The following is a 21,458-nucleotide window of genomic DNA, read 5'->3' on the forward strand; positions in this document are numbered from 1 at the left end:
AATCCACGCGCAATCCCCTGTGTCCCAGGGGATTGCGTACACGCCTGCAATGGCAGGCGGCGTCTTACGCTGCCTTCCAGAAGATGTAGTCGGCCTGGTACTTCACGATCTGGCGCTCGCCCTTGTTGGCGGCGCTGCAGGCGGCAGCGGGTGCCGCGCCGCCCTTCAAGGCCACGCGCTGGATGTAGGTCACGCCCGTCATGGCGCCCGAACCCATGGCCGGGTTGGCCTTGACCAGCTGGTAGGGGATGTTGCCGGCACCGGCCGGGGCCACTGCCACCTGTGTGGCGGTCAGCTTGGAGCCGTCCTTCGACTCCCAGGTGGCGGGTGGGCCGTAGTAGGTGCCCACTTGCTTGCCGGCGCGGTCGTTGAGCACGGCCTTGGGGCCCACGAAGAACCATTCGGTCTGGCCGGGCGCGTTGGCCTTGTCGCGGCATTCGTAGGTGATCTCGCCCACGCCCACGGTTTCCATGGCGACCTTGTTGCCGCCGGGCACCTTCACGGTGTCGGGCAGGCTGTCCTGCGAGAACATGGGCCCGGTGCTGGAGCCCATCATCGAGCCGCAGGCCGTCAGCAGGGCTGCGGCGGCGATGGCGCCGGCCAGGGGGATGAGGCGGGAGATCGTTGGCTGGGTGGTCGTCATGGCGTTCCTCTTCTTCAAATGGGTTGGATGGACAGCAGCAAAAAAGTGGGCTGCTGCAGGTACTACCCACGAGGACGCCGTTTGGATGCAGGCCCGCAGAAAAATAGTTGAAAATTTTTTTGCGTGCCCGGGTTTCACCGATCAGAGGCTCATGGGCCAGGAGCTGGTCTTGACCCGGATGGAGGCGGGCCGGGGCTCATACGGCACATCGCCCGCCCCGGCAATCGCCGCAGCGATGGTGCGCGCCTGCCGGGCGATGGGCTCAATGAAGCGGCTGGCCTGCCCGCCGATGGTGATGCAGTCGCCCAGGGCGTGGATGCCCTGGACGCTGGTCTGCAATTGCGCGGGTGTCACGGCAATGCCGCCATCCCAGGCCAGGCCGGCACTCTGGGCCAGGCGCGGCGGGGTCTGCAGGCCGGCGGCCACGATCACCTGGTCGGCCGTGAACTGCCGGCCGTCGGTGGTGGTCAGCTGCAGGGCTCCATCCGGACTGGGCACTGCGAGGGGATCAAGCGAAGCCACGCGCACGCTACCCACGAACGCGATGGGCAGCTGCCCCCATGCCGCCAGCAGTTCACTGGCGCGGGCTTCGCCAGCGCAGCGCGCCAGCGGCAGGGGCTCGGTATCGAGCAGGGTGATGCTGTGGCCGCCCAGCGCCAAGTCATTGGCCAGCTCGCAGCCGATCAGACCGGCGCCCACGATGAGCACCCGGCGTGGCGTGTGGCCCAGGGCCGCGCGTAGGCGCTGGTAGGCCTGCAGGTGGTTGATGCGCCAGCACAGCGCTGCCGGCAGCCCCGGGGGCAGGGCAGCGCGCGCGCCATGGGCCAGCACCAGGTGCTGGTAGCGCAGCGGGCCGCGCGTGGTGCGCAACGTGCCACCGTTCGCAGATGTGTCGATGCGCACGGCATGCGTGTGTGCCAGCAGCCGCAGGTTCAGGCGCGCCGCCGCGGCGGTGCCGGTTTCGCGCACCAGGCGCTCGGCGGGCAGGTGCTTGGCCATGGCGATGGACAGCTGCGGCTTGTCGTACAGATCGCCGCTGCAGTCCGTCACCAGGGTGATGGGGCGCTGAGCGTTCAGGGCGCGCAGGGCTTCGGCGACCAGCCAGCCGGCCCGGCCCGCGCCAACGATGACCACGCCAGGGGCCGCATGGCGGCTGACCGCGGGGGCGCTGGCCGTGCGGCTGCGGGCCTGGGCCTGGAGCGCCTCCAGGCTGGGTGCCAGGTAGGGCTCGAAATCGCCCTTGGTCACGCCGCACAGCGGGCAGGCCCAGTCCTCGGGGATGTCGGCAAACCGTGTACCGGGCGGCAGGCCGCCGTCGGGGTCGCCCTGTGCCTCATCGTAGATGTAGCCGCAGGCGTGGCAGATGTACTGCAGCCAGGGGTCGTCGGCCAGCGTGGAGTGGGTGAGGGCGGCAGCGCTCATGCCGGCATCTCCTCGGTGGACAGGCGCGCGATCTCCTTGCGCAAGTGCTTGATGGCCGGGGTGACGATGGCCACGAAGTGCGATTCGCGCACCCGGCGCTGCACGTCCGAGCTCATGAGATAGCCGCGCGCGCCCTGGTGCATCAGGGCCGACTGGGCTGCGCGCAGGCACAGCTCGGCGCCATGGGCGCGGGCGTCCAGCACGTCGACGAAGAAATCGGTGCGGGTGTCGAAGGGCGTCTCGGCCAGCCGCATCACGCGCGCGGTCAGCGCGTCGAGTTCGGCCTGCAGGGCGTCGGGCCGGTCTTCGAGGAACTGGTTGACGTGGCCGAGCTGGGCCTCCACCGCCCACATCGAGTCGATGGCCCCCTGCGTGATGCCCACGGCCATGCCGCATTGCAGCATGACGAAGGCGGCGCGGATGCGCGCGATGGTTGGCCGAGTGGGGTCGGCAATGGTGTTGTCGGTGCCGACGAAATGGTCCTTGAGGCGCAGCGCGTAGGTGCCCGTGCCCTCCATGCCCGAAAAGCTCGGGCACTCGCGCATCTCCACGCCCGGCGCACCGCAGCGCAGCAAAAACATCAGCTCGCGCGGCGCGCTGCCTTCGGGCTGGGCGATGGCGGCGACGGCGCCGCAGTAGTGGTCCGGCCCCAGGTTGCTGACCCAGGGCAGGGTGCCGTTCACCAGGTAGCCGCCGTCCACCGGCGTGGCCTTGAGCAGCAGGGCCTCGATCTGGGCATAGCTCTTCATGGGGTTGGACAGGGCCGTGCCGCCCAGGCCGACCCCGCTGGCATGGCGCTGCAGCACCTCGCCCATCAGCGCCGGGTTGCCCGACTGCTGCAGGTACAGCCCGCACACTGCCTGGCACCACAACATGAAGCCGGTGGCACCGCACACGCGCGAGACCTCGGCCATGGCGCGGATGGCCACGCCATAGTCCGCCGGTCCGGCCGTGCTGTCCAGGTGCACGCCCATCGCGCCCACGGCGCCCAGTTGCTGCAGCTCGGCGCGCGGGTAGTAGCCCACGCGGTCGATGGCCTCGGCCTGCGCGGCCAGCGGGCCCTGGGCGATGGCGCGCACGGCGGCGAGCAGTGCGTCGCCCTGCAGGGCGCCGTCCAGGTGGAGTTGGGGAGGGAGGTCGGCGGGTTTCATGGGGGCAGGGTCCTTGGGTGTGCGCGGCAGGGCAAAGACGGGGACGGGCGGGTAGCTCAGTCGGCCAGGCTGATCTCGAACGGGATCGGGTTGCGCATGCTGTTGGCCACGGGCGAGTAGAAATTGGCGTGCTGCACGATCTCGTCGAGCACTTCGCGCGGTGCGTCGCCCTCGATCAGCACCTTCACGCGGATCGCCTGGAAGCCCATCTCGGGGGGCAGCTTCTGCAGCGCGCCCCCGGCACCCCAGGCAGCGGGGTTGCCGATGTCGCCCTCCATGAAGATCTCGATCTTGCTGAGTTGGACCTGCTTCCAGGTGGCCACGGCGGTGATGCCCACGGCCAGGCAGCCGCCCAGGCCCGAGAGCACGATCTCGCCCGGGGCGGGTGCCGTGTCCTGGCCGAACAGGTGCAGTGGCTCGTCCACCACCACCGGCGTGTGCTGGCCCACGGTGCTCAGCGAGCGGTACTGCCCCTCCATCACCGTGTGGACCTTGTTGGTGCCGCGGCTGGCGGGGTTGTTGCGGCCTTTTTCGGCAAAGGCCATCAGGCCATCGCGGTCGATGGGACGCAACGCGGTGTGGACGGTGGTGACGGGGGCGGTGGGTTCCAGCAGGTCGGTGGACATGGGTTTCCTTGGTGCATTGATGAAAGATGGAGAAATGAGAAGGGGCGCATGGAGGCGCCCGCCAGTGCCTCAGGCGGCCAGGGCCAGCGCGGGTTTGCGCGCCGTGCGCAGCAGGGGCAAGCCGCTCTCGATGGGCAGCTTGTCGTCACGCGACCATTCGTTCCACGAGCCGAAGTACATGCGCACGTCGGCAAAGCCGGCCTGCTTAAGGGCCAGGAAGGTGTTGGACGCACGTGCGCCCTTGAAGCAGTACAGGTACACCGTGTCGCTCGGGGCAATGCCTGCTGTGGCGCACTCGGCGCGCACCTCGTCCGGCGATTTGAAGACCGGGCCTTGCGCTGAGGGCTTCATGAAGCGGTACCACTCCACCCACTTGGCGCCCGGCAGGCGGCCCTTGCGCGGTGCGAAGTCCTTGCCGTAGGGGCTGGAGCTTTCGCCGATCCACTCGTCCACGTCGCGCACGTCCAGCAGCACGGTGTCGGTGCCCAGGGCCTCGGCGACGTTGTCCTTGGTCAGCATCACATCGGCGGTGGCCAGGCTGGTCGGGAAGATCGCGGGAGTGGGCACCACGGCTTCGGTGGAAACCGGCAGCTCGGCCGCCTTCCAGGCCGAATAGCCGCCGTTCAATACCTTGACCTTGGGGTAGCCCAGCCAAGTCAGCAGGTAGTAGCCGCGGCAGGACTGGCCGTAGCCGCTGTTCAGTGCGTCTTCGTAGAACACCGCCGTCTCGGCGCCCGACAGGCCGATGGCCCCCAGGTGCGCGGCAAAGGTGTCCTTGAGTTCCTGCAGGCCTTCGGGGCTGGAGGTGGCCAGGAAGGTGAAGGTCTCGCGCAGGTTCACCGCACCCGGGATGTGGCCCAGGGCATAGGTGTCGGCGTCGCGGGTGTCGATCAGGACGACGGGCTCTGCGGCCTGCAGGGCCTGCAATTGGGTGGGCGAGATCAGGACGGCGTCGGAATCGGTGCTCATGGGAAACCTTTCGATGCGGTGGTGGGCAGGATGGCCTGCTTCCCTTACTGCAACAGGTGTGCCAGCGCGGCCGATTCAGCGTGAAATCCCATGAAATCGTTTCCCATGCTATTTCAGGTGCTACTCAATAGATAGCAAAAATGGGCTTCATGGCCTCGATTGCATGGACTGTTGGCGACTGCCCTGAACACTGTGTCGACAAATTGTCGACACAGTGGCGGGCCTGCCGCCAGGCTCAGCGCAGGCCCGCCTTGCGCAGGCGGTAGCTGAACTGGCGCAACGTGAGCCCCAGGCTTTGAGCCGCGCGCGACTGGTTGCCGTGGTGCTCGGCCAGGGCCGCCTGCAGGGTGTGGGCGCTGTGGGAATGCGCCGGGGCGTAGTCGCGCACCAGGGGCGCCTCGGCTGGCGCCTGCGCCGGGGGGGCTGCCACGGGGGCCGGCTGGATGGCCATGGCGCCAGGAAGGAAGCGATCCAGCTCCGCACCGGTCACCAGCGTGCCTTCGGCCAGCAGCACCATCCGTTCGATCAGGTTGCCCAGTTCGCGGATGTTGCCGGGCCAGGGGTGTGCCTCCAGCCGCGCCAGGGCATCTGCCGCCAGGTTCACGTTGCGCTGGTGGGCCTGGTTGGCGCGGCTCACAAAGTGCAGCGCCAGGGCACGGATGTCCTCGCGCCGCTCGGCCAGAGAGGGCAGGCGGATCGGGATCACGTTGAGCCGGTAGTACAGGTCCTGGCGGAACCGCCCGGCCTCCACCTCGCGCGCCAGGTCGCGGTTGGTGGCGGCCACCAGGCGCACGTTGACCTTCACCTCGCGCTGCCCGCCCAGACGCACCAGCGTGCCCTCCTGCAGGGTGCGCAGCAGCTTCGATTGCATGGCCAGCGGCAGCTCGCCGATCTCGTCGAGGAAGATGGTGCCGCTGTCGGCCTGCTCGAACCAGCCCGCGCGCGCGGTGCTGGCGCCCGTGAAGGCGCCGCGCTCGTAGCCGAACAGCTCCGACTCGAACAGCGCATCCGGTATGGCCGAGCAGTTGACCTTGATAAAGGGCCGGTCGCGCCGGCCGCTGGCCAGGTGCACGGCGCGCGCGAACAGCTCCTTGCCCGTGCCCGATTCACCCAGCAGCAGCACCGTGGCCTGGGTCTGAGACACGCGCTCAAGCTCGCCCAGTGCCTGCAGCAGCGGCGGCGAGTTGCCGATCAGCCCGTAGCGCGCACTCTTGGTGTTGAGCGCATTGGCCAGCACGGCGTTGCGTGCCTCCAACTGGCGCGTTTGCTCGGCCACCAGGGCCTCGAGCTGCAGCAACTGGCCTACCAGCGTGGCCAGCACGCGCAGCACGGCCAAGTCGTCGTTCAGGTGGCGCTGGCGGCTGCGGATGCGGTGGCAGGCCAGCACGCCGATGGGCGCGTGGTTGAGTTCGATGGGCAGGGCGATGAAGGCTACCGTCTCGGGCGGCAGGTGGCTGCGCTCCACCGCACGCGCCAGGAACAGCGGCTCGGCATCGATGTCCTGCACGATGGCCGGCTGCCCTGTAGACAGCACACGCCCGGTGATGCCCTCGCCCCAGGCGTAGCGCCCGCGCTCCACCTCGGCCTGCGTGAGGCCATAGGCGTGCTGGATGGAGGAGGTGCGCGCAGCAGCAGCGGTCGCGCCCGCCGGTGCATCCACCAGCACGATCCGCCCGCGGTTCAGGCCCAGCAGTTCGCTCATCAGGTGCAGCATTTCGCGCAGTACCAGGCCCGGCGCCAGGCTGCGGCCAATCAGGCGCATCACCTCGCGCATCAGCAGCAACTCTTGCGCATGCCAGTCGGGCGTGTCCTGAGCACGGGGCTTGCCGGGGGATGGCGGGGCGGTCATGTGGGTGCTTCTTGCAAGTTTTGCGCCCGCCGCGATGGGTGTCCGGGCGGTCCGGTGCATTAAAGTCGCTACCCGGAGCGGTCAGCCGCCTGCCCGATTCCTTTTCTCCACCCCTCCCATCCTGTCGAAAGCACCGCCATGACCACCTTCGGAACCCCCTTGTCCCCCCATGCCACCAAAGTCATGCTGTTGGGCTCGGGTGAGCTCGGCAAGGAGGTGCTGATCGCGCTGCAGCGCTTGGGCGTGGAAACCATTGCGGTCGACCGCTACGAGAACGCACCCGGCCAGCAGGTGGCCCACCACCGTCGCACCATCACCATGAGCGACCCGGCCCAGCTCAAGGCGCTGATCGAGGCCGAGCGCCCGCACCTGGTGGTGCCCGAGATCGAGGCCATCGCCACCCCCATGCTCGAAGAGCTGGAGGCCGCCGGCACCGTGCGCGTGATCCCCACCGCACGCGCCGCGCGCCTGACCATGGACCGCGAAGGCATCCGCGTGCTGGCCGCCGAAACCCTGGGCCTGCCCACCAGCCCCTACCAATTCTGCAATTCGCTGCACGAGCTGCAGGCGGCCATCGACGCCGGCATCGGCTACCCCTGCATCGTCAAGCCGGTGATGAGCAGCTCGGGCAAGGGCCAGAGCAAGATCGACGGCCCCGACGATGTGAAAAAGGCCTGGGACTACGCCATGGCCGGCGGTCGCGTGAGCCACGGCCGCGTCATCGTCGAGGGCTTCATCGACTTCGACTACGAGATCACCCAGCTCACCGTGCGCGCCGTGGGCGCCGATGGCCAGATCGAGACCCATTTCTGCGACCCCATCGGCCACGTGCAGGTCAGCGGTGACTACGTAGAAAGCTGGCAGCCCCACCCCATGCACCCGGCAGCGCTCGAAAAATCGCGCCAGATCGCCAAAGCCGTGACCGACAACCTGGGCGGCCAGGGCCTGTTCGGCGTGGAGCTGTTCGTCAAGGGCCAGGACGTGTGGTTCAGCGAAGTGAGCCCCCGCCCGCACGACACCGGCCTGGTCACCCTGTGCACCCAGAACCAGAGCGAGTTCGAGCTGCACGCTCGCGCCATCCTGGGCCTGCCGGTGGACACCAGCCTGCGCAACCCCGGCGCCAGCGCCGTGATCTACGGCGGGGTGGACGCCGTGGGCATCGTCTTCGACGGCGTGGAAGAGGCCCTGCGCGTGCCCGATACCGACCTGCGCCTCTTCGGCAAGCCAGAGAGCTTCACCAAGCGCCGCATGGGCGTGGCCCTGGCCCGCGCTGCGGACGTGCACACCGCGCGAGACAACGCCAAGCTGGCCGCCAGCAAAGTCAAGCCACGGAAGGCCTGATCCCGTTCAACCATCCTCGCGAATCTGCCGGCCGGTGAGCTTGAGGAACAGATCCTCCAGGTTGGCAGGCCGGTGCAGGGTGCGCAGATGCGGGTGCGCACCCAGCGCGTGCAGCAGCGGCTGGGCATTCTGGGTGTAGAAGAACACCGTTTCGCCGCTGACTTCCACGCGCGCCGCCAGGCTGCGCAGCGCGGCATCTTCGGCCAGCGCCACGGCGCCCACCCCGAAAACCTCCACCACGTCGGGCTCCAGGTGCTGGGCGATGAGCTCGCGCGGGCGGCCTTCGGCGATCTTCTTGCCATGGTCGAGCACCAGCAGGCGCGAGCACAGACGCTCGGCCTCGTCCATGAAGTGGGTGGTCAGCAAAATGGACTTGCCCTGCTGCAGCAGCAATTGCAGCCGCTCCCACATCAGGTGGCGGGCCTGGGGGTCGAGGCCCGTGGTGGGTTCGTCCAGCAGCAGCAGGCGCGGGTCATTGACCAGGGCGCGCGCCAGGCTCAGCCGCCGCTTCATGCCGCCCGACAATTCACCGGGTTTGGCGTTCGCCTTGTGCGTGAGGGCCGCGAATTCGAGCAGTTTGGGCACGCGCTCGTCCATGGCCGGGCCCTTGATGCCGAAGTAGCGGCCGAACACGCGCAGATTTTCGTAGCAGGTGAAATCCGGGTCCAGCGTGTCGAACTGCGTCACCACCCCGATCTGCGCCTTGATGGCCAGGGCGTCGTGCGGCATGTGCAGCGGGGCAGCACCAGCGCTGGGGTAAAAGCGCACGCTGCCGCTGTCGGGGTTGGCCAGGCCCAGGCACATGCGGATGGTGGTGGTCTTGCCCGCGCCGTTGGGGCCGATCACGCCCAGACATTCACCGGGGGCAATGGCGAACGAGACATCGTTGACCACCGTGGTCTCGCCATAGCTTTTGCGCAGATCGCGCACTTCGAATAGATCCTTCATGCACCGATTGTGTGCGATACCGGAATACGGCGTGCGCTCAGAGGCTGGGAGTTTTTTGGCCGTGTCCGAGGGGCGCGCCAGAACGCCCTGGATCTAGGCGCAAAGCACAGCCATAGCTCGGGCTATGGCGCGCATTTGCAACGACGAGCCGGGGTGTTTTGGCGTGCAAGGCGGGCATGGACGAAAGACTCTCAGCCTCTCAGGCTTCAACCATCCGGCCGCGCCCTTGTGCCTTGGCCAGGTAAAGCGCGGCATCGGCCCGGCCCATCAGGTCGGGCAGGCGCGTTTCCGCAGGCAGCAGCACGGCCATGCCGGCGCTGTAGTCAAGCGCAAAGCCCAGTTCGGCAGAGCTGGCGTCGTGCAGGCGCGTGCGCAGGCGGCGGTCGAAGGCAAGTCCCGCAGGCGCGCTGTTGTGCAGCAGCAGCACGCCGAATTCCTCGCCGCCGAGCCGCCCGACCAGGTCACCGGTGCGGCAGGTTTCTTCCAGCAGGCGGGCGAAGAGTTTCAGCGCCCGGTCGCCCCTCTCATGGCCGTGGGTGTCGTTGATCTGCTTGAAATAGTCCAGGTCCAGCACCAGTGCCGTGAGCGGCAGGTGGTGGCGCCAGGCGTGCGAGAGCATGTTCTCGGCCTGCTTGGTGAAGCCGCGCCGGTTGAGCACGCCGGTGAGCCCATCGGTCATGGCCAGCGCGCGCAGCTTCTGCTCGGCCTCGGCACGCCAAGCCACCAGCAGGGCCACGGTGCCCAGCACCAAGCAGACATTGGTGGCCACGGCCGCCGCCAGGTTCACGGGGTGGGGGGTGCGAAAGCTCGGGTACTGGTCGGTGAAGGCGCCCAGCATGCCGCGCGCCAGGGTGAACGCCGCCGAGGTGACCAGGCAGGCCATCAGCAGGCGCCGCCAGCGCGGGTCGGCATAGCGTGCAGGGTAGAGCGTGGCGCGTGCCACGATGAGCAGGATGGCGGCCATCAGCAGGTTGGCCCAGCCCACGCGCCAGGCATAGTCGCCAAAGGCGAGCGTATAGCCCAGCGGGGTGATCACCACCAGCACCCGCAGCAGGGACTTCAAGGGCCGCTCGCCCAGCCATTCGCCCAGGGCGCGGTACAGCATCCACTGCGCCAGCGCATTGCAGGCCACCGAAAGGGTGGACAGGGCCTGGTCCCACCAGTAGCCAGCCGCGATGATGGCGGCCCAGGCCGTGGCCTGCAGCAGCATGCTGGCCTGCACGCAGCGGGCCGCCGGGCTCACCCCGGGGCCCATGATCAGCGGCAGGGCGGCCGAGATCATGAACAGGTTGGCGGCCATCACCGCCATCAGTGTCAGAAAGTCCAGTGGCATGGATGGGTGCGCCGCCGTGTGGCGGGGATGGTATTACTGGAATGCCACCTCGGCAAAGCTGCGCAGCTTGCGGCTGTGCAGGCGGTGGATGCCGCCCTCGCGCAGGATCTCGATGGCGCGCATGCCGATGCGCAGGTGCTGGTCCACCCGCTCGCGGTAGAAGTGGTTGGCCATGCCGGGCAGCTTGATCTCGCCATGCAGCGGCTTGTCGCTCACGCACAGCAGGGTGCCGTAGGGCACGCGAAAGCGGAAACCGTTGGCCGCGATGGTGGCGCTTTCCATGTCCAGCGCCACGGCGCGGCTCTGGCTGAAGCGGCGCTGGGGCATGTTGTCGGGCAAGAGCTCCCAGTTGCGGTTGTCGGTGCTGGCCACGGTGCCGGTGCGCATGATGCGCTTGAGGTCGGCTTCGGCGATCTGGGTCACGTCGGCCACTGCCTGCTCCAGCGCCACCTGGATCTCGGCCAGCGCCGGGATCGGCACCCACAGCGGCAACTCCTCGTCGAGCACGTGGTCTTCGCGCACGTAGGCATGCGCCAGCACATAGTCGCCCAGTTGCTGGCTGTTGCGCAGGCCAGCGCAGTGGCCCAGCATCATCCAGGCATGCGGGCGCAGCACGGCGATGTGGTCGGTGATGGTCTTGGCGTTGGCCGGGCCCACGCCGATGTTGACCATGGTGATGCCGCTGCGGTCCTGGCGCACCAGGTGGTAGGCGGGCATCTGCGGCAGGCGCGGCGGGGCCACGCCCAGGGCGTCGGCCTCCGCCGCCGGCACGCCGACGCGGCGCGTGATCACGTTGCCCGGCTCGATGAAGGCCACGTACTCGCTGTCGGGTTTGGCCATCTCGGCATGGCCCAGGCGCACGAACTCGTCGATGTAGAACTGGTAGTTGGTGAACAGCACGAAGTTCTGGAACCACTCGGGTGCCGTGCCCGTGTAGTGGCGCAGGCGGTGCAGCGAGTAGTCCACACGTGGCGCGGTGAACAGCGACAGCGGCTGTGCCTCGCCCTGGCGCGGCGCCCAGGTGCCGTTGGCGATGCCATCGTCCATGGCGGCCAGATCGGGCAGGTCGAACACGTCGCGCATCAGCATGCGGCGCTCCTGCGTCAGTGTGCCTTCGATGTGGTCGTGCTCGGCGAACGAGAAGTGGATCGGGATGGGTTGTGCGCTGGTGCCCACTTCCAGTTCCACGTTGTGGCTCTTTCGCAGCAGGCGGAACTGCTCGGCATAGTACCGTGCAAACAGGTCCGGGCGGGTCAGCGTGGTCTCGTAGCGGCCGGGGCCTTCCACGAAGCCATAGGCCAGCTTGGTGTCCGCCCGTGCCACCGTGGTGGTGTGGATGCGCACGAAGGGGTAGAAGGCGCGTACATGCCCCGCCGGCGTATCGCCGGAGACGAACTGGTGCATGGCCTCGCGCAGGTGGCCTATCTGCTGCTGGTAGATGCGCTGCACCTGGGCCAGGGCCTCGGCCGGGTCGGTGTGGCGGGTGGGGGCGATGAAGTCGGGAATCAGGGGCATGGCCCTATTGTCCACATGCGGCGGGGTGGTGGGGGTGACAGCCACCTGCCCTGCACCAGAAATTCGCGGGAAACCGCCCTGTCGGACCCTCTCCCGGGGCCGGTGTGGCGTTCAGGCCGCAGTTTGCGCGCCCTGGCCCAGCAGCCACTGGCGGATGGCCGGGGCGTCCAGGGGCACGGAGATCAGGTGTCCCTGGATCAGGTCGCAGCCCAGGCTGCGCAGCAGGGCCATCTGCTCGGCAGTCTCTACCCCCTCGGCCACGGTTTGGAGCTGCAGGCTGCGTCCCATCTGCACGATGGCGGTGACGATGGCCACATCGTCGGCGCTGCCTGGGGTGTCCATCACGAAGGAGCGGTCGATCTTGAGCTTGTCGATGGGGTAGCGCTTGAGGTAGGCCAGCGACGAGTAGCCGGTGCCGAAATCATCGATGGAGATGCCCACGCCCAGGTCCTTGAGCGCTTGCAGCGTATCGAGCACCTGGCCGTTCTGGTGCATCAGCACCGATTCGGTCAGCTCGATCTCCAGGTACTGCGGTGCCAGGCCCGTGGCCGTGAGGGCGGCGGCGATCTCGCCGGCCACATCGCGCTGGCGAAACTCCAGGGCCGACAGGTTCACGGCCACCGGCACCAGGGCCAGCCCCTCGTCCTGCCAGGCCTTGAGCTGGCGGCAGGCCTCGTGCAGCACCCAGCGGCCAATCGGCGTGATGAGCCCGCGCGACTCGGCGAAAGCGATGAAATCGGTGGGGCCCACCAGACCGCGCACCGGGTGGTTCCAGCGCACCAGGGCCTCGAAGCCTCTGAGCGTGCCGTCCTTCAGGCAGATCTGCGGCTGGTAGTGCAGCACGAAGGCGTTGTCTGCGATGGCCTCGCGCAGCAGGCGCTCCTGCTGCAGCACTTCCATGGCGCGCAGGTCCATGCCGGGCTGGTAGAACTGGCGGTTGCCGCGGCCGCTGTCCTTGGCCTGCTGCATGGCCGCGTCGGCGCAGCGCAGCAGCGCGTCGCCGGTGGCCCCATCGTCCGGGAACAGGCTGATGCCGATGGACGGCGACATGGTCAGCGGCAGGTGGCCTACCGTGAAGACAGTGCGCATGGCCTGCAGCACGGCGTCGGCCACCCGGGCCGCATCCTCGGGCGCGTGGATGCTGGTGAGCACCAGCACGAACTCGTCGCTGCCCAGGCGGGCCACCACGTCGGCTTCGCCCACAGCGTGGCGCAGCCGGTCGGCCACTTCGCGCAGCAGCTGGTCGCCGGCGTGGTGGCCGAGCGAATCGTTCACGGTCTTGAAATGGTCCAGGTTCACGAACAGCACCGCCACCTGGCCCTGGCGGCGGGCCAGCGCCTTGGCCAACTGGTCCATCAGGTGGCGGCGGTTGGGCAACTGTGTGAGCGAGTCGTGCAGGGCGTTGAAGGCTTCGCGCTCCTGCGCCTGCTTGCGCGCCGTGATGTCGCGCACCACCACGATGCGGTAGTCCGCATGGTGGAACGGCATGGTCTTGCCCACCACCTCCACCGGGATGGCATGGCCATCCTTGTGGCGTATGGTGACCTCGTAGGGGTCTTCGCGGCCGCTGCGCGTGTAGTCGAGCGCCACGGCGCGCCATTCGGGGCTGATGAAGTTGAAGATGGACAGGCCCACCACCTCGTGCAGCGCATAGCCGGTGAGCCGGTACAAGGCCTCGTTGCCGTCGGAGATCAGGCCGTCGCGGTGGAACACGATGGCCTCGTCCGTGGCTTCGGTGAACTTGCGCATGCGCTCTTCGCTCTCGCGCACGGAGCGCTCGGCACGCCAGCGCTCGGTGATGTCGGTGATCAGCACGAAGGAGCCCAGTTGCCGGTCCTTCTGCGCGCCTTCGAAGTGCGGGATGAGATTCACTTCGATCATGCGCACTTCGCCATTGGGCAGGGTCTGCTCGCGCGCGTACTTGACGTGCTCGCCCCGGGTGGAGCGCTCCACATGGGGCTGTATGGCCTGCCAGGCCTTGTCGCCGATGGCCTGCTGCACCGTGAGGCCGAGGATGGATTCGGTGGAATGGCCGTTGTAGGCCGCATAGCCCTGGTTGGCAAACAGGCAATGCAGGCCGGGCAGGTCGAAATAGGCCATCAGCGCGGGCACGGAGTCCGCGATCAGGCGCAGCAGCAGGTCGCTGGAGCGGCCCTGCTCGGCGGTGCTGGCTGCGTTGATCGTTTCTGGCATGTACCACCCGGTTCCTGCGCTGTATTCCGTTATAGCCGATTCACCTGACGCCGGCGTAAGGTAGTTCTCCCTATGCACGTGGCAGGGCAAATAGGTCTTTTCCGGCGCGCCCCGGATAATCGGGGCCATGACCTCCAAAGAAAACCAAGCCGGCACTGACTTCAGCACGCTGGCCCTGAGCCCCGCCACGCTGGCCAATCTGCAGCAGCTGGGCTACACGCAGATGACCCCTATCCAGGCCGCCAGCCTGCCGCCCGCCCTGCTGGGCAAGGACCTGATCGCCCAGGCCAGCACCGGTAGCGGCAAGACGGCGGCCTTCGCCCTGGCCCTGCTGGCCAACCTCAACCCGCGCCGCTTTGCCGTGCAGGCGCTGGTGCTGTGCCCCACGCGCGAGCTGGCCGACCAGGTGACCACCGAGATCCGCCGCCTGGCGCGGGCCGAGGAGAACATCAAGGTCGTCACCCTGTGCGGCGGCGTGCCGCTGCGCGGCCAGACGGTGAGCCTGGAGCACGGCGCCCACATCGTGGTCGGCACGCCCGGCCGCGTGATGGACCACCTGGAGCGCCAGCACCTGTCGCTGGAAGCGCTCAACACCCTGGTGCTCGACGAGGCCGACCGCATGCTGGACATGGGTTTCTTCGACGACATCGCCACCGTGGCGCGCCAGTGCCCCAAGGAACGACAGACCCTGCTGTTCTCGGCCACCTACCCCGAGGGCATCGCCAAGCTGAGCCAGCAGTTCATGAAGGCGCCCGAGCAGATCACGGTGCAGGCCCAGCATGCCGAGGGCAAGATCGAGCAGCGCTGGTACGAGGTGAAGAATTCCGAGCGCCTGCACGCCGTGTCGCAGATCCTGGACCACTTCCGGCCCGAGTCCTCGCTGGCCTTTTGCAACACCAAGCAGCAGTGCCGCGACCTGGTGGCCGTGCTGCAGGCCCAGGGCTTCAGCGCCCTGGCGCTGTATGGTGAGCTGGAGCAGCGCGAGCGCGACCAGGTGCTGGTGCAGTTCGCCAACCGCAGCTGCTCGGTGCTGGTGGCCACCGACGTGGCCGCGCGCGGTCTCGATATCGCCAACCTGGCAGCGGTGGTCAACGTGGACGTGACGCCCGACGCCGAGGTGCACATCCACCGCATCGGCCGCACCGGCCGGGGCGACGCCGAGGGCCTGGCGCTCAACCTGTCCAGCATGGACGAGATGGGCAGCGTGGGCAAGATCGAGCAGCTGCAGGGCCGCGAATCGCGTTTTTACCCATTGGCCGAACTCACGCCCACCGGCGACGGGCCGCTGGTGCCGCCCATGGCCACCATCCAGATCATCGGGGGCCGCAAAGAGAAGATCCGCGCCGGCGACGTGCTGGGTGCGCTCACCGGCGAGATGGGCTTCACGCGCGAGCAGATCGGCAAGATCAACGTCAACGAGTTCTCCACCTACGTGGCGGTGGACCGCACCGTGGGCCGCCAGGTGGCCGACCGCCTCAACAGCGGCAAGGTCAAAGGCAAGTCCGTGAAGGCCCGCCTGGTCACCGACTGACCAGCATCTGCACCATGGCATCGTAGCCCCGCTGCTTTGCCAGTTGCAGCGGCGTGTTGCCCTGCCGGTCGGTCAGTGCCTGGCTGGCCCCCGCCTTGACGAGGGCCTTGAGCGTGGCCTGGTGGCGTGGCCCGCCGTTGCCCAGCACGATGGACTCGATCAGCGCTGTCCAGTGCAGGTTGTTCACATGGTCCAGCGGTGCGCCGGCCGCGATCAGCTGGCGCACTACGCCGTCATGCCCCAGGTGGGCGGCGGCGATCAGGGCCGTGCCGTCGTAGCGGCTGGTCACCTGCTTCGCGCTGGCACCCAGCGAGAGCAGCAGGGCCAGGGTGTCCTCGTCGTCGGCCACGGCGGCAATCGTCACCGCGTCGTAGCGGTCGTTTTCCAGCAGATCCAGCCCAGCACCGGCCCTGGCCAGCAAGCGGATGGCCTCGCGCTGGCGCGCGAAGGCGGCCACGTGCAGGGGCGTGCGGCCGTGGGCGTCGCGGGCATTGAGCTGTGCTGCGGCACTCGGGCCTGCGAGCAGGCGCTGCAGGGCGGCAGTGTCGCCCTGTGCCGCAGCGGCATGCACGCCCTGGTAGGCCGCCAGTTCCGCCGGGTTGGGCGGAACCTGGGCCTGGGCCGGCTGCAGGGCAGCGAAGGCCAGGGTGGCGGCAATGGCGCACAGCGCACGCGCCGTGCTCGAAAAAGAAGGGGCGGTGCGGTGGGCCATGGCTCTTTCCTGGTCGGTCAGGTGTGGCTTACTTGAGCAGGTCCTGCACCTTGGCGATGCCGGCCACAGCGCACTGCTCGTCCAGGTGGCCGCCGGGCGCACCGCCCACGCCCACGGCGCCGATCACTTCGTTGCCCACCTTCACGGGCACGCCGCCGCCCAGCAGCAGGTAGCCGGGGATGTTGACCAGGTTGGCGGCAGCGGGGTTCTTCTGGGCGCCTTCCATCATGGCCAGCGTGGTGTTCTTGGCCGATGCCGAGGTGTAGGCCTTCAGGCGGCTGGCTTCCAGTGTGTGCGGGCCGGCGTTGTCGGCGCGGTGCACGGCGCGCACGGTGCCGGCGCGGTCCACCACGGTGGCGGTCACGGCATAGCCGTTGGCGGTGCAGGTGGCCACGGTCTGGGCGGCGATCTGTGTGGCCAGGTCCAGCGAGATGTTCTTTTCGGTGCGCACGCCTTCGGCGCTGGCAGCGGTGGCGACGAAAGCGAGGGCGATGGCGGCGGTCTTGAAGTGGCGTTGCATGGTGTGTTCTCCGGTGGTTTGGAAGGCCGGCCTGGCAGGTCGTCAGGCCGTGGGAGAACTGTAAAAAATGCAGGCCGCCGGCGCCATTCGTGCGGCTACGCGCGGGCCTCCGTAGAACTACGGAGCGCCGTCCACCAGCGCGGCGTAGCGCCTTATCAACTGGGCCAGCGACTCGGCCCCGAGCTTGGCGAACAGGTTGGCGCGGTGGGTTTCCACGGTGCGCGGCGAGAGCTCCAGCGCACGGCCGATCTCCTTGTTGGTCAGGCCTTCGACGATCAGGCCCAGCACCTCGCGCTCGCGCGCCGAGAGCTGGGCATGGCGCTCGCGCGCCTGCTGGTCGGCCTGGTGGCGCTCGCGCGAGCGCACATGCTGGCGCACCGCGTTCTGCAGCGCTTCGAGCAGCACCTCGTCGTCCACCGGCTTTTCGAGGAACTCGGCAGCCCCGGCCTTGAATGCGCGGCGGCACATGTCCACCGTGCCATGGCCTGTGAGCATGATCACCGGCTGGTCCACGCCCTGCTCGAGCAGTTGCTCCAGCAGGGCCAGACCGCTGGTGCCCGGCATGCGCACGTCGAGCACGATGGCGCCGATGCTGGCGCGGTCGAAGCCTGCGGCAAAGGCCAGCGGGTCGGCCCAGGCCTGCACGCGCAGGCCCACGGTGCCGATCAGCAGGGCGAGGCCCTCGCGCACGGCGGCATCGTCGTCCACCAGGTGGATCAGCGGGGACAGGGGCGTGGCATGGTCGGTCATGGAAGCACGGGGGTGTGGAGGGGGGCAGCCGGGTGCGCTGCAGCGGGGGCCTGCGCCGTGACCGGCAGCACCAGCACGAAGGCCGCGCCCCGGCCTGCAGCGGGTGCGAGCCACAGCTGCGCACCCATGGCCTGGGCCAGGCTTTCACACAGCGTGAGTCCCAGGCCCAGGCCGCCCTCGCGCGTGGTGTAGAAAGGCTCGAACAGGCGGTCGCGCGCCTCGGCCGGTATGCCCGGGCCATGGTCGCGCACGGTCAGTGCCACCTGGCCCGTGTCCTGCCGGGCCAGGTGCAGCTCCAGCCGGCGCTCGGCGGCCGGCACCTGCTCCATGGCCTGCAGGGCATTCATCACCAGGTTGTGCACGATCTGCTGCAGGGCCACGGGTTCGGCCAGCACTGCAGGCAGGTCGGGTTCCGCCTCCAGGACCAGTGCCACGCCGCGCTGCTGCAGTTCGGGCTCCACCAGGTGCAGAACGTCCTGCACGGCGGCGGGCAGGGCCAGCGGATGGGCCTGCCCGGCCAGGTCGGGGCGCTCCACCAGGCGGCGCAGCCGACCCACCACGGCCGATGCGCGACGCGCCTGCTCCACGGCACGGCCCATGGCGTCGAAGGCGGTGTCCAGGTCGGGAGGCGATTCGCCCAGCAGGCGCTTGGCGGCCTGGGTGCTGGCCAGCAAGGCCGTGAGGGGTTGGTTGAGCTCGTGCGCCATGCCGGCGGCCAGCTCGCCCAGGGTGTTGAGCCGGGCCACCTGGCCCAGGCGCAGCAGCTCTTCGGCCCGCTGGCGTGCCACGCGCTGGCGCCACCAGGCCAGCGCGCCGGCCCACAGGGCTGCCGTGAGCACGCACCAGCCCAGCATGGCCCACCAGGGCAGCTCGGCCGGGGTCACGGTGCGCTCGGCCACCACGTCCAGGGGCTGGCTCGGCGATGCCAGCAGCTTGTGCACGCTGAAGTGCCAGCCCATGCGGTCCAGCCGGCGCCCTGGCTGCACGACGAAGGACTGGCCAGCCCGGTCCAGCGCCACGCGCACCGGGCTGGTCACCGGGTTCATGGGCCATTCGTCCAGCGGCACGGTGGCCGCCAGGTCGATCTGCAGCGCATAGCTGGCCGGTGTGCCGGCGAGCACCAGGTGGTAGCGGCCGGCGGCCAGGTCGGCCAGGGCCATCTCGGCGCGCCCGGAGCGGCGCGAGGCCGCCTCGGCTGCATCCAGCGCGGCCTTCTGCGCAGCGGGCCAGGCACCCGCAGCCGGGCGCTGCAGCACGGCCAGGATCTGGGGGTAGACGGACGGCAGGCGAGGCAGGGTCGACGCCGCCGCCGTGTCGGCCACAGCGCCCGGCACCGGGGGCTGCAGCAGCGCCAGCGTGGCCATCACCGCATCGTGCTGCACCACGCGCTGGCTCAGCAGCCGGTGCACGATGCGCGCATCCGTATCGAAGGCCGCGCGCAGCTGTTCCACGCGCGCATGCGCCAGCCAGCCGGCACCGGCAGCCGCCACGAGGGCCCACAACAGCAATCCTGCGAGGCGGTGACGCCATGCCTTGGTCATGGGGCGGATTCTGGCACGGCCGGGTCTGTTGTAATCCTGTCCGAACGCCTCCACCCGCCCATGCCCCCCACTGCCTCCACCCTGCACCCCTGGTTCACGCCGCGCAACCTGCTGTGGGCGTCCGTGGCCGTGGCGCTGGTCACCATCGTTCTCAAGACGCTGGCCTGGTACGTGACCGGCTCGGTGGGGCTGCTGTCGGACGCCCTGGAGTCCTTCGTCAACCTGGCCAGCGCCATTTTTGCCCTGGCCATGGTCACCGTGGCGCAACGCCCGGCGGACGACAACCACCCGTACGGCCACCACAAGGCCGAGTATTTTTCATCCGGCTTCGAAGGCATCCTGATCGTTGGCGTGTCGTTGGGCATCTTCTGGGCGGCCGGGCATCGGCTGTTCGACCCGCAACCCCTGGAGCAGGTGGGTTGGGGCCTGGTGCTCTCGGCGGTGAGTTCCGGCCTCAACGGCCTGCTGGCATGGTTCATGTTCCGGTCCGCCCGTGCGTACCGCTCGATTGCGCTGGAAGCCGATGCCCGCCACCTCGTCACCGACGTGTGGACTTCGGCCGGGGTGCTGGTCGGCATTGCCGGTGCCGCGCTCACTGGCTGGCTCTGGCTCGATGCCGTGGCCGCCATCGCCGTGGCGATCAACATCCTCAAGGAAGGCGTGTCGCTGGTCTGGCGCTCATCCCAGGGGTTGATGGACGAGGCCGCCCCGCCCGCGGTGCAGGCCCGCATTGAAGCCACCCTGCAGCAGTTCGTGCAAGGGCAGGCACCGGGGGTGCTGCGCTTTGACCATGTGTCCACACGCCGGGCCGGCCAGCGCCAATTCGTCGATCTGCATCTGCATGTGCCAGCCATTTGGACCCTGGGCCAGGCCGCCGAGTTGCGTGGCCAGGTGGAGCGGGCGCTGATGGCCGCCGTGCCTGGCCTGCGTGCGACCATCGAACTGCTGCCCACCGATGTGGAAGCCCATTTTGACGACCCCAAGGACGTGACGTGATCAGTGTCTTGCAACGCGTGCGCGAAGCCCGCGTGGATGTGGATGGAACCACCGTGGGCGCTATCGGCGCCGGCCTGCTGGTGCTGGTGTGCGCCGAGCGCGGCGATACCGAGGCCGAGGCCGACAAACTGCTGGCCAAGCTGCTCAAGCTGCGCATCTTTGCCGACGACGCCGGCAAGATGAACCGCAGCCTGCAGGACGTGGCCGGCGGGCTGCTGCTGGTGAGCCAGTTCACGCTGGCCGCCGACACGACGGGCGGCAACCGCCCGAGCTTTACCCAGGCGGCAGCACCCGACGATGGGCGGCGCCTGTTCGACTACGTGGTGCAGCAGGCGCGTGCGCTGCACCCGGTGGTGGCCACCGGCCGCTTCGCCACCGAGATGCAGGTGCACCTGGTCAACGATGGGCCGATCACCATACCGCTGCGCATTGCGCCGGCCGCACCGACGCCATAGCGCAGGCGTTCAGGCACCGACCAGTTTCTGGAACGAGCCAAGCACGGCCGGGCCGTTGAACGGCTTGACGATCCAGCCGCGGATGCCGGCGGCCTTGCCGCGCTCCTTCATCGCGGGCGAGTTCTCGGTGGTCAGCATCACGATGTTGACCCCGGTGTTCCTGAGTTCGCTGCGCACTTTTTCGGCCATGGTCAGGCCGTCCATGTGGGGCATGTTCACGTCGCAGACCACGAGCTTGATGCGCGGGTCCTGCTGCAGCTGGGTCAGGCCGTCGCGGCCGTCCACGGCGAAAGCGACGTCGAAACCGTTCTTGCCCAGGAAGCCGCCGACTTCGTTGCGCACGGTGCTGGAGTCGTCGACGACGAGGATGTTGGCCATGGTGCGAGTCCTTCAAAAGTGGTCAGAAAAATTCCAGTTCGCCCGCGACCTGTTCGACCTCGGGCGGCTTCCAATGGAAGTCCATGGGCGTGTAGGCACGGGCGCACAGGGTGGCATGCAGCGGCAGACCGCCGGGCATGTCGATGCGGAAATGCTGCAGGTGGTCGGTGCCGATCTGCGCCATGTGAGGCAGGCTGCGGATATCCAGGATCTGTGGGGTCGACAGGCCCAGGCAATCGTAGAAGGCGCCCAGCTCACGGTTCATGGCGCCGCAGCACATGTTGCCGACCTCGCAGATGGCGTCGATGAATGGCTGCGGGCCCATCTCGCGCTCGTCCTGCCCGACCACGCCCGCAATCCATGCACGCGTGCGCGCATCGTGCGCAAAGTGCAGCGCTGCGATGACGCGAAACGAATAGGAGGCAATCGACAGCACCGCCATGTGGGTGAGCGAGTCCTGCTCCACCGCAGGCACGGTGCGGATCTGCATCTCCGAATGCTGCGGCCCCATGCCCTGGCGCAGGCCGGCGATCATCATGCTGTCCAGGCTGTCCCTGGCGCGTTGGCTCAACGTCATGGCGGATG

20 protein-coding genes are annotated in these 21,458 nt (G+C 68.7%); 4 read left to right on the forward strand and 16 right to left on the reverse strand.

Translation table 11 applies throughout. The features are described 5' to 3' along the window. Nucleotides 1-64 precede the first annotated feature (64 nt). The 6 genes from ACSQ3Y_RS05000 to ACSQ3Y_RS05025 all read right to left on the reverse strand — a co-directional run bounded on the left by ACSQ3Y_RS05000 (nucleotide 65) and on the right by ACSQ3Y_RS05025 (nucleotide 6,660). Nucleotides 65-643 (reverse strand): DUF3455 domain-containing protein, encoded by a 579-nt coding sequence (locus tag ACSQ3Y_RS05000; RefSeq protein WP_436176612.1) that lies wholly within the window; start codon nucleotides 641-643, stop codon nucleotides 65-67. Between the two features lie 141 nt (nucleotides 644-784). Then, a complete protein-coding gene (locus ACSQ3Y_RS05005; protein ID WP_436176613.1) occupies nucleotides 785-2,065 on the reverse strand; it encodes an FAD-dependent oxidoreductase in 1,281 nt (426 codons plus the stop codon). Continuing rightward, nucleotides 2,062-3,216: an acyl-CoA dehydrogenase family protein gene (locus ACSQ3Y_RS05010; protein WP_436176614.1), complete on the reverse strand. Its 1,155-nt coding sequence runs from the start codon at nucleotides 3,214-3,216 to the stop codon at nucleotides 2,062-2,064. The genes ACSQ3Y_RS05005 and ACSQ3Y_RS05010 overlap by 4 nt, the downstream gene beginning before the upstream one ends. A 56-nt stretch (nucleotides 3,217-3,272) precedes the next feature. Next, nucleotides 3,273-3,842, reverse strand: a complete 570-nt coding sequence (locus ACSQ3Y_RS05015; RefSeq protein ID WP_057199931.1) for an OsmC family protein — start codon at nucleotides 3,840-3,842, stop codon at nucleotides 3,273-3,275. A gap of 69 nt (nucleotides 3,843-3,911) precedes the next feature. Next, complete coding sequence (locus tag ACSQ3Y_RS05020) at nucleotides 3,912-4,811, reverse strand: sulfurtransferase (RefSeq protein ID WP_057199932.1); 900 nt, start codon at nucleotides 4,809-4,811, stop codon at nucleotides 3,912-3,914. Nucleotides 4,812-5,046: 235 nt separating this feature from the next. Then, nucleotides 5,047-6,660 (reverse strand): sigma 54-interacting transcriptional regulator, encoded by a 1,614-nt coding sequence (locus tag ACSQ3Y_RS05025; protein WP_436176615.1) that lies wholly within the window; start codon nucleotides 6,658-6,660, stop codon nucleotides 5,047-5,049. A 138-nt stretch (nucleotides 6,661-6,798) separates the two neighbouring features. On the opposite strand from ACSQ3Y_RS05025, the gene purT reads away from it, so the two are divergent. Next, nucleotides 6,799-8,001 carry a formate-dependent phosphoribosylglycinamide formyltransferase gene (gene purT, locus ACSQ3Y_RS05030; protein WP_436176616.1) on the forward strand — a complete coding sequence of 401 codons (1,203 nt, stop codon included), beginning with the start codon at nucleotides 6,799-6,801 and terminating at the stop codon, nucleotides 7,999-8,001. Between the two features lie 6 nt (nucleotides 8,002-8,007). Here purT and ACSQ3Y_RS05035 read toward each other — a convergent pair whose 3' ends face one another. The 4 genes from ACSQ3Y_RS05035 to ACSQ3Y_RS05050 form a co-directional block, all read right to left on the reverse strand. Then, nucleotides 8,008-8,949, reverse strand: coding sequence for an ATP-binding cassette domain-containing protein (locus ACSQ3Y_RS05035; RefSeq protein ID WP_057199935.1), 942 nt, complete (start codon nucleotides 8,947-8,949; stop codon nucleotides 8,008-8,010). A 199-nt stretch (nucleotides 8,950-9,148) separates the two neighbouring features. Then, on the reverse strand, nucleotides 9,149-10,282 hold the full coding sequence (locus ACSQ3Y_RS05040) for a GGDEF domain-containing protein (protein WP_057199936.1): 1,134 nt from the start codon (nucleotides 10,280-10,282) through the stop codon (nucleotides 9,149-9,151). Between the two features lie 33 nt (nucleotides 10,283-10,315). Then, the gene (locus ACSQ3Y_RS05045; RefSeq protein ID WP_436176617.1) at nucleotides 10,316-11,797 is read right to left on the reverse strand and encodes an AMP nucleosidase; all 1,482 of its coding nucleotides are present in this window, start codon (nucleotides 11,795-11,797) and stop codon (nucleotides 10,316-10,318) included. 111 nt (nucleotides 11,798-11,908) lie between these two features. Then, the gene (locus ACSQ3Y_RS05050) at nucleotides 11,909-13,990 is read right to left on the reverse strand and encodes a putative bifunctional diguanylate cyclase/phosphodiesterase (protein ID WP_436176618.1); all 2,082 of its coding nucleotides are present in this window, start codon (nucleotides 13,988-13,990) and stop codon (nucleotides 11,909-11,911) included. A 127-nt stretch (nucleotides 13,991-14,117) separates the two neighbouring features. Here ACSQ3Y_RS05050 and dbpA point away from each other — a divergent pair, with 127 nt between their 5' ends. Next, nucleotides 14,118-15,521 carry an ATP-dependent RNA helicase DbpA gene (dbpA, locus tag ACSQ3Y_RS05055; protein WP_057266447.1) on the forward strand — a complete coding sequence of 468 codons (1,404 nt, stop codon included), beginning with the start codon at nucleotides 14,118-14,120 and terminating at the stop codon, nucleotides 15,519-15,521. Here dbpA and ACSQ3Y_RS05060 read toward each other — a convergent pair. From ACSQ3Y_RS05060 to ACSQ3Y_RS05075, 4 genes are all read right to left on the reverse strand, one after another. Further along, a complete protein-coding gene (locus ACSQ3Y_RS05060; RefSeq protein WP_157412310.1) occupies nucleotides 15,511-16,233 on the reverse strand; it encodes an ankyrin repeat domain-containing protein in 723 nt (240 codons plus the stop codon). The two genes, dbpA and ACSQ3Y_RS05060, sit on opposite strands and share 11 nt — an antisense overlap. 28 nt (nucleotides 16,234-16,261) lie before the next feature. Next, nucleotides 16,262-16,753: a GlcG/HbpS family heme-binding protein gene (locus ACSQ3Y_RS05065; protein WP_057266446.1), complete on the reverse strand. Its 492-nt coding sequence runs from the start codon at nucleotides 16,751-16,753 to the stop codon at nucleotides 16,262-16,264. Between the two features lie 117 nt (nucleotides 16,754-16,870). Further along, nucleotides 16,871-17,503, reverse strand: a complete 633-nt coding sequence (locus ACSQ3Y_RS05070; protein WP_436176619.1) for a response regulator transcription factor — start codon at nucleotides 17,501-17,503, stop codon at nucleotides 16,871-16,873. Beyond that, nucleotides 17,500-19,044, reverse strand: a complete 1,545-nt coding sequence (locus ACSQ3Y_RS05075; RefSeq protein WP_436176620.1) for a sensor histidine kinase — start codon at nucleotides 19,042-19,044, stop codon at nucleotides 17,500-17,502. Before ACSQ3Y_RS05075 ends, ACSQ3Y_RS05070 begins: the two co-directional genes overlap by 4 nt. A 60-nt stretch (nucleotides 19,045-19,104) precedes the next feature. Here ACSQ3Y_RS05075 and ACSQ3Y_RS05080 point away from each other — a divergent pair, with 60 nt between their 5' ends. Continuing rightward, the gene (locus ACSQ3Y_RS05080; protein WP_428002638.1) at nucleotides 19,105-20,040 is read left to right on the forward strand and encodes a cation diffusion facilitator family transporter; all 936 of its coding nucleotides are present in this window, start codon (nucleotides 19,105-19,107) and stop codon (nucleotides 20,038-20,040) included. Continuing rightward, nucleotides 20,037-20,495 (forward strand): D-aminoacyl-tRNA deacylase, encoded by a 459-nt coding sequence (gene dtd / locus ACSQ3Y_RS05085; RefSeq protein ID WP_057266442.1) that lies wholly within the window; start codon nucleotides 20,037-20,039, stop codon nucleotides 20,493-20,495. Before ACSQ3Y_RS05080 ends, dtd begins: the two co-directional genes overlap by 4 nt. A 9-nt stretch (nucleotides 20,496-20,504) precedes the next feature. On the opposite strand, the gene ACSQ3Y_RS05090 is transcribed toward dtd, so the two are convergent. Both ACSQ3Y_RS05090 and ACSQ3Y_RS05095 read right to left on the reverse strand, forming a co-directional pair. Next, nucleotides 20,505-20,873 (reverse strand): response regulator, encoded by a 369-nt coding sequence (locus ACSQ3Y_RS05090; protein WP_057266441.1) that lies wholly within the window; start codon nucleotides 20,871-20,873, stop codon nucleotides 20,505-20,507. 22 nt (nucleotides 20,874-20,895) lie between these two features. Further along, the gene (locus ACSQ3Y_RS05095) at nucleotides 20,896-21,450 is read right to left on the reverse strand and encodes a hypothetical protein (protein ID WP_057199946.1); all 555 of its coding nucleotides are present in this window, start codon (nucleotides 21,448-21,450) and stop codon (nucleotides 20,896-20,898) included. Nucleotides 21,451-21,458 lie beyond the last annotated feature (8 nt).

The organism is Acidovorax sp. LjRoot66 (assembly GCF_964253305.1).
In the GTDB taxonomy this organism is placed as follows: Bacteria; Pseudomonadota; Gammaproteobacteria; order Burkholderiales; family Burkholderiaceae_C; genus Acidovorax.

Coding starts and splice junctions, on each gene's coding strand:
- ACSQ3Y_RS05010 (WP_436176614.1), bottom strand. CDS start 3,216: ATGAAACCCGCCGACCTCCCTCCCCAACTCCACCTGGACGGCGCCCTG.
- purT (WP_436176616.1), top strand. CDS start 6,799: ATGACCACCTTCGGAACCCCCTTGTCCCCCCATGCCACCAAAGTCATG.
- ACSQ3Y_RS05005 (WP_436176613.1), bottom strand. CDS start 2,065: ATGAGCGCTGCCGCCCTCACCCACTCCACGCTGGCCGACGACCCCTGG.
- ACSQ3Y_RS05080 (WP_428002638.1), top strand. CDS start 19,105: ATGCCCCCCACTGCCTCCACCCTGCACCCCTGGTTCACGCCGCGCAAC.
- ACSQ3Y_RS05095 (WP_057199946.1), bottom strand. CDS start 21,450: ATGACGTTGAGCCAACGCGCCAGGGACAGCCTGGACAGCATGATGATC.
- ACSQ3Y_RS05045 (WP_436176617.1), bottom strand. CDS start 11,797: ATGCCCCTGATTCCCGACTTCATCGCCCCCACCCGCCACACCGACCCG.
- ACSQ3Y_RS05015 (WP_057199931.1), bottom strand. CDS start 3,842: ATGTCCACCGACCTGCTGGAACCCACCGCCCCCGTCACCACCGTCCAC.
- ACSQ3Y_RS05020 (WP_057199932.1), bottom strand. CDS start 4,811: ATGAGCACCGATTCCGACGCCGTCCTGATCTCGCCCACCCAATTGCAG.
- ACSQ3Y_RS05035 (WP_057199935.1), bottom strand. CDS start 8,949: ATGAAGGATCTATTCGAAGTGCGCGATCTGCGCAAAAGCTATGGCGAG.
- ACSQ3Y_RS05040 (WP_057199936.1), bottom strand. CDS start 10,282: ATGCCACTGGACTTTCTGACACTGATGGCGGTGATGGCCGCCAACCTG.
- ACSQ3Y_RS05050 (WP_436176618.1), bottom strand. CDS start 13,990: ATGCCAGAAACGATCAACGCAGCCAGCACCGCCGAGCAGGGCCGCTCC.
- ACSQ3Y_RS05060 (WP_157412310.1), bottom strand. CDS start 16,233: ATGGCCCACCGCACCGCCCCTTCTTTTTCGAGCACGGCGCGTGCGCTG.
- ACSQ3Y_RS05025 (WP_436176615.1), bottom strand. CDS start 6,660: ATGACCGCCCCGCCATCCCCCGGCAAGCCCCGTGCTCAGGACACGCCC.
- ACSQ3Y_RS05070 (WP_436176619.1), bottom strand. CDS start 17,503: ATGACCGACCATGCCACGCCCCTGTCCCCGCTGATCCACCTGGTGGAC.
- ACSQ3Y_RS05075 (WP_436176620.1), bottom strand. CDS start 19,044: ATGACCAAGGCATGGCGTCACCGCCTCGCAGGATTGCTGTTGTGGGCC.
- ACSQ3Y_RS05000 (WP_436176612.1), bottom strand. CDS start 643: ATGACGACCACCCAGCCAACGATCTCCCGCCTCATCCCCCTGGCCGGC.
- ACSQ3Y_RS05065 (WP_057266446.1), bottom strand. CDS start 16,753: ATGCAACGCCACTTCAAGACCGCCGCCATCGCCCTCGCTTTCGTCGCC.
- ACSQ3Y_RS05090 (WP_057266441.1), bottom strand. CDS start 20,873: ATGGCCAACATCCTCGTCGTCGACGACTCCAGCACCGTGCGCAACGAA.
- dbpA (WP_057266447.1), top strand. CDS start 14,118: ATGACCTCCAAAGAAAACCAAGCCGGCACTGACTTCAGCACGCTGGCC.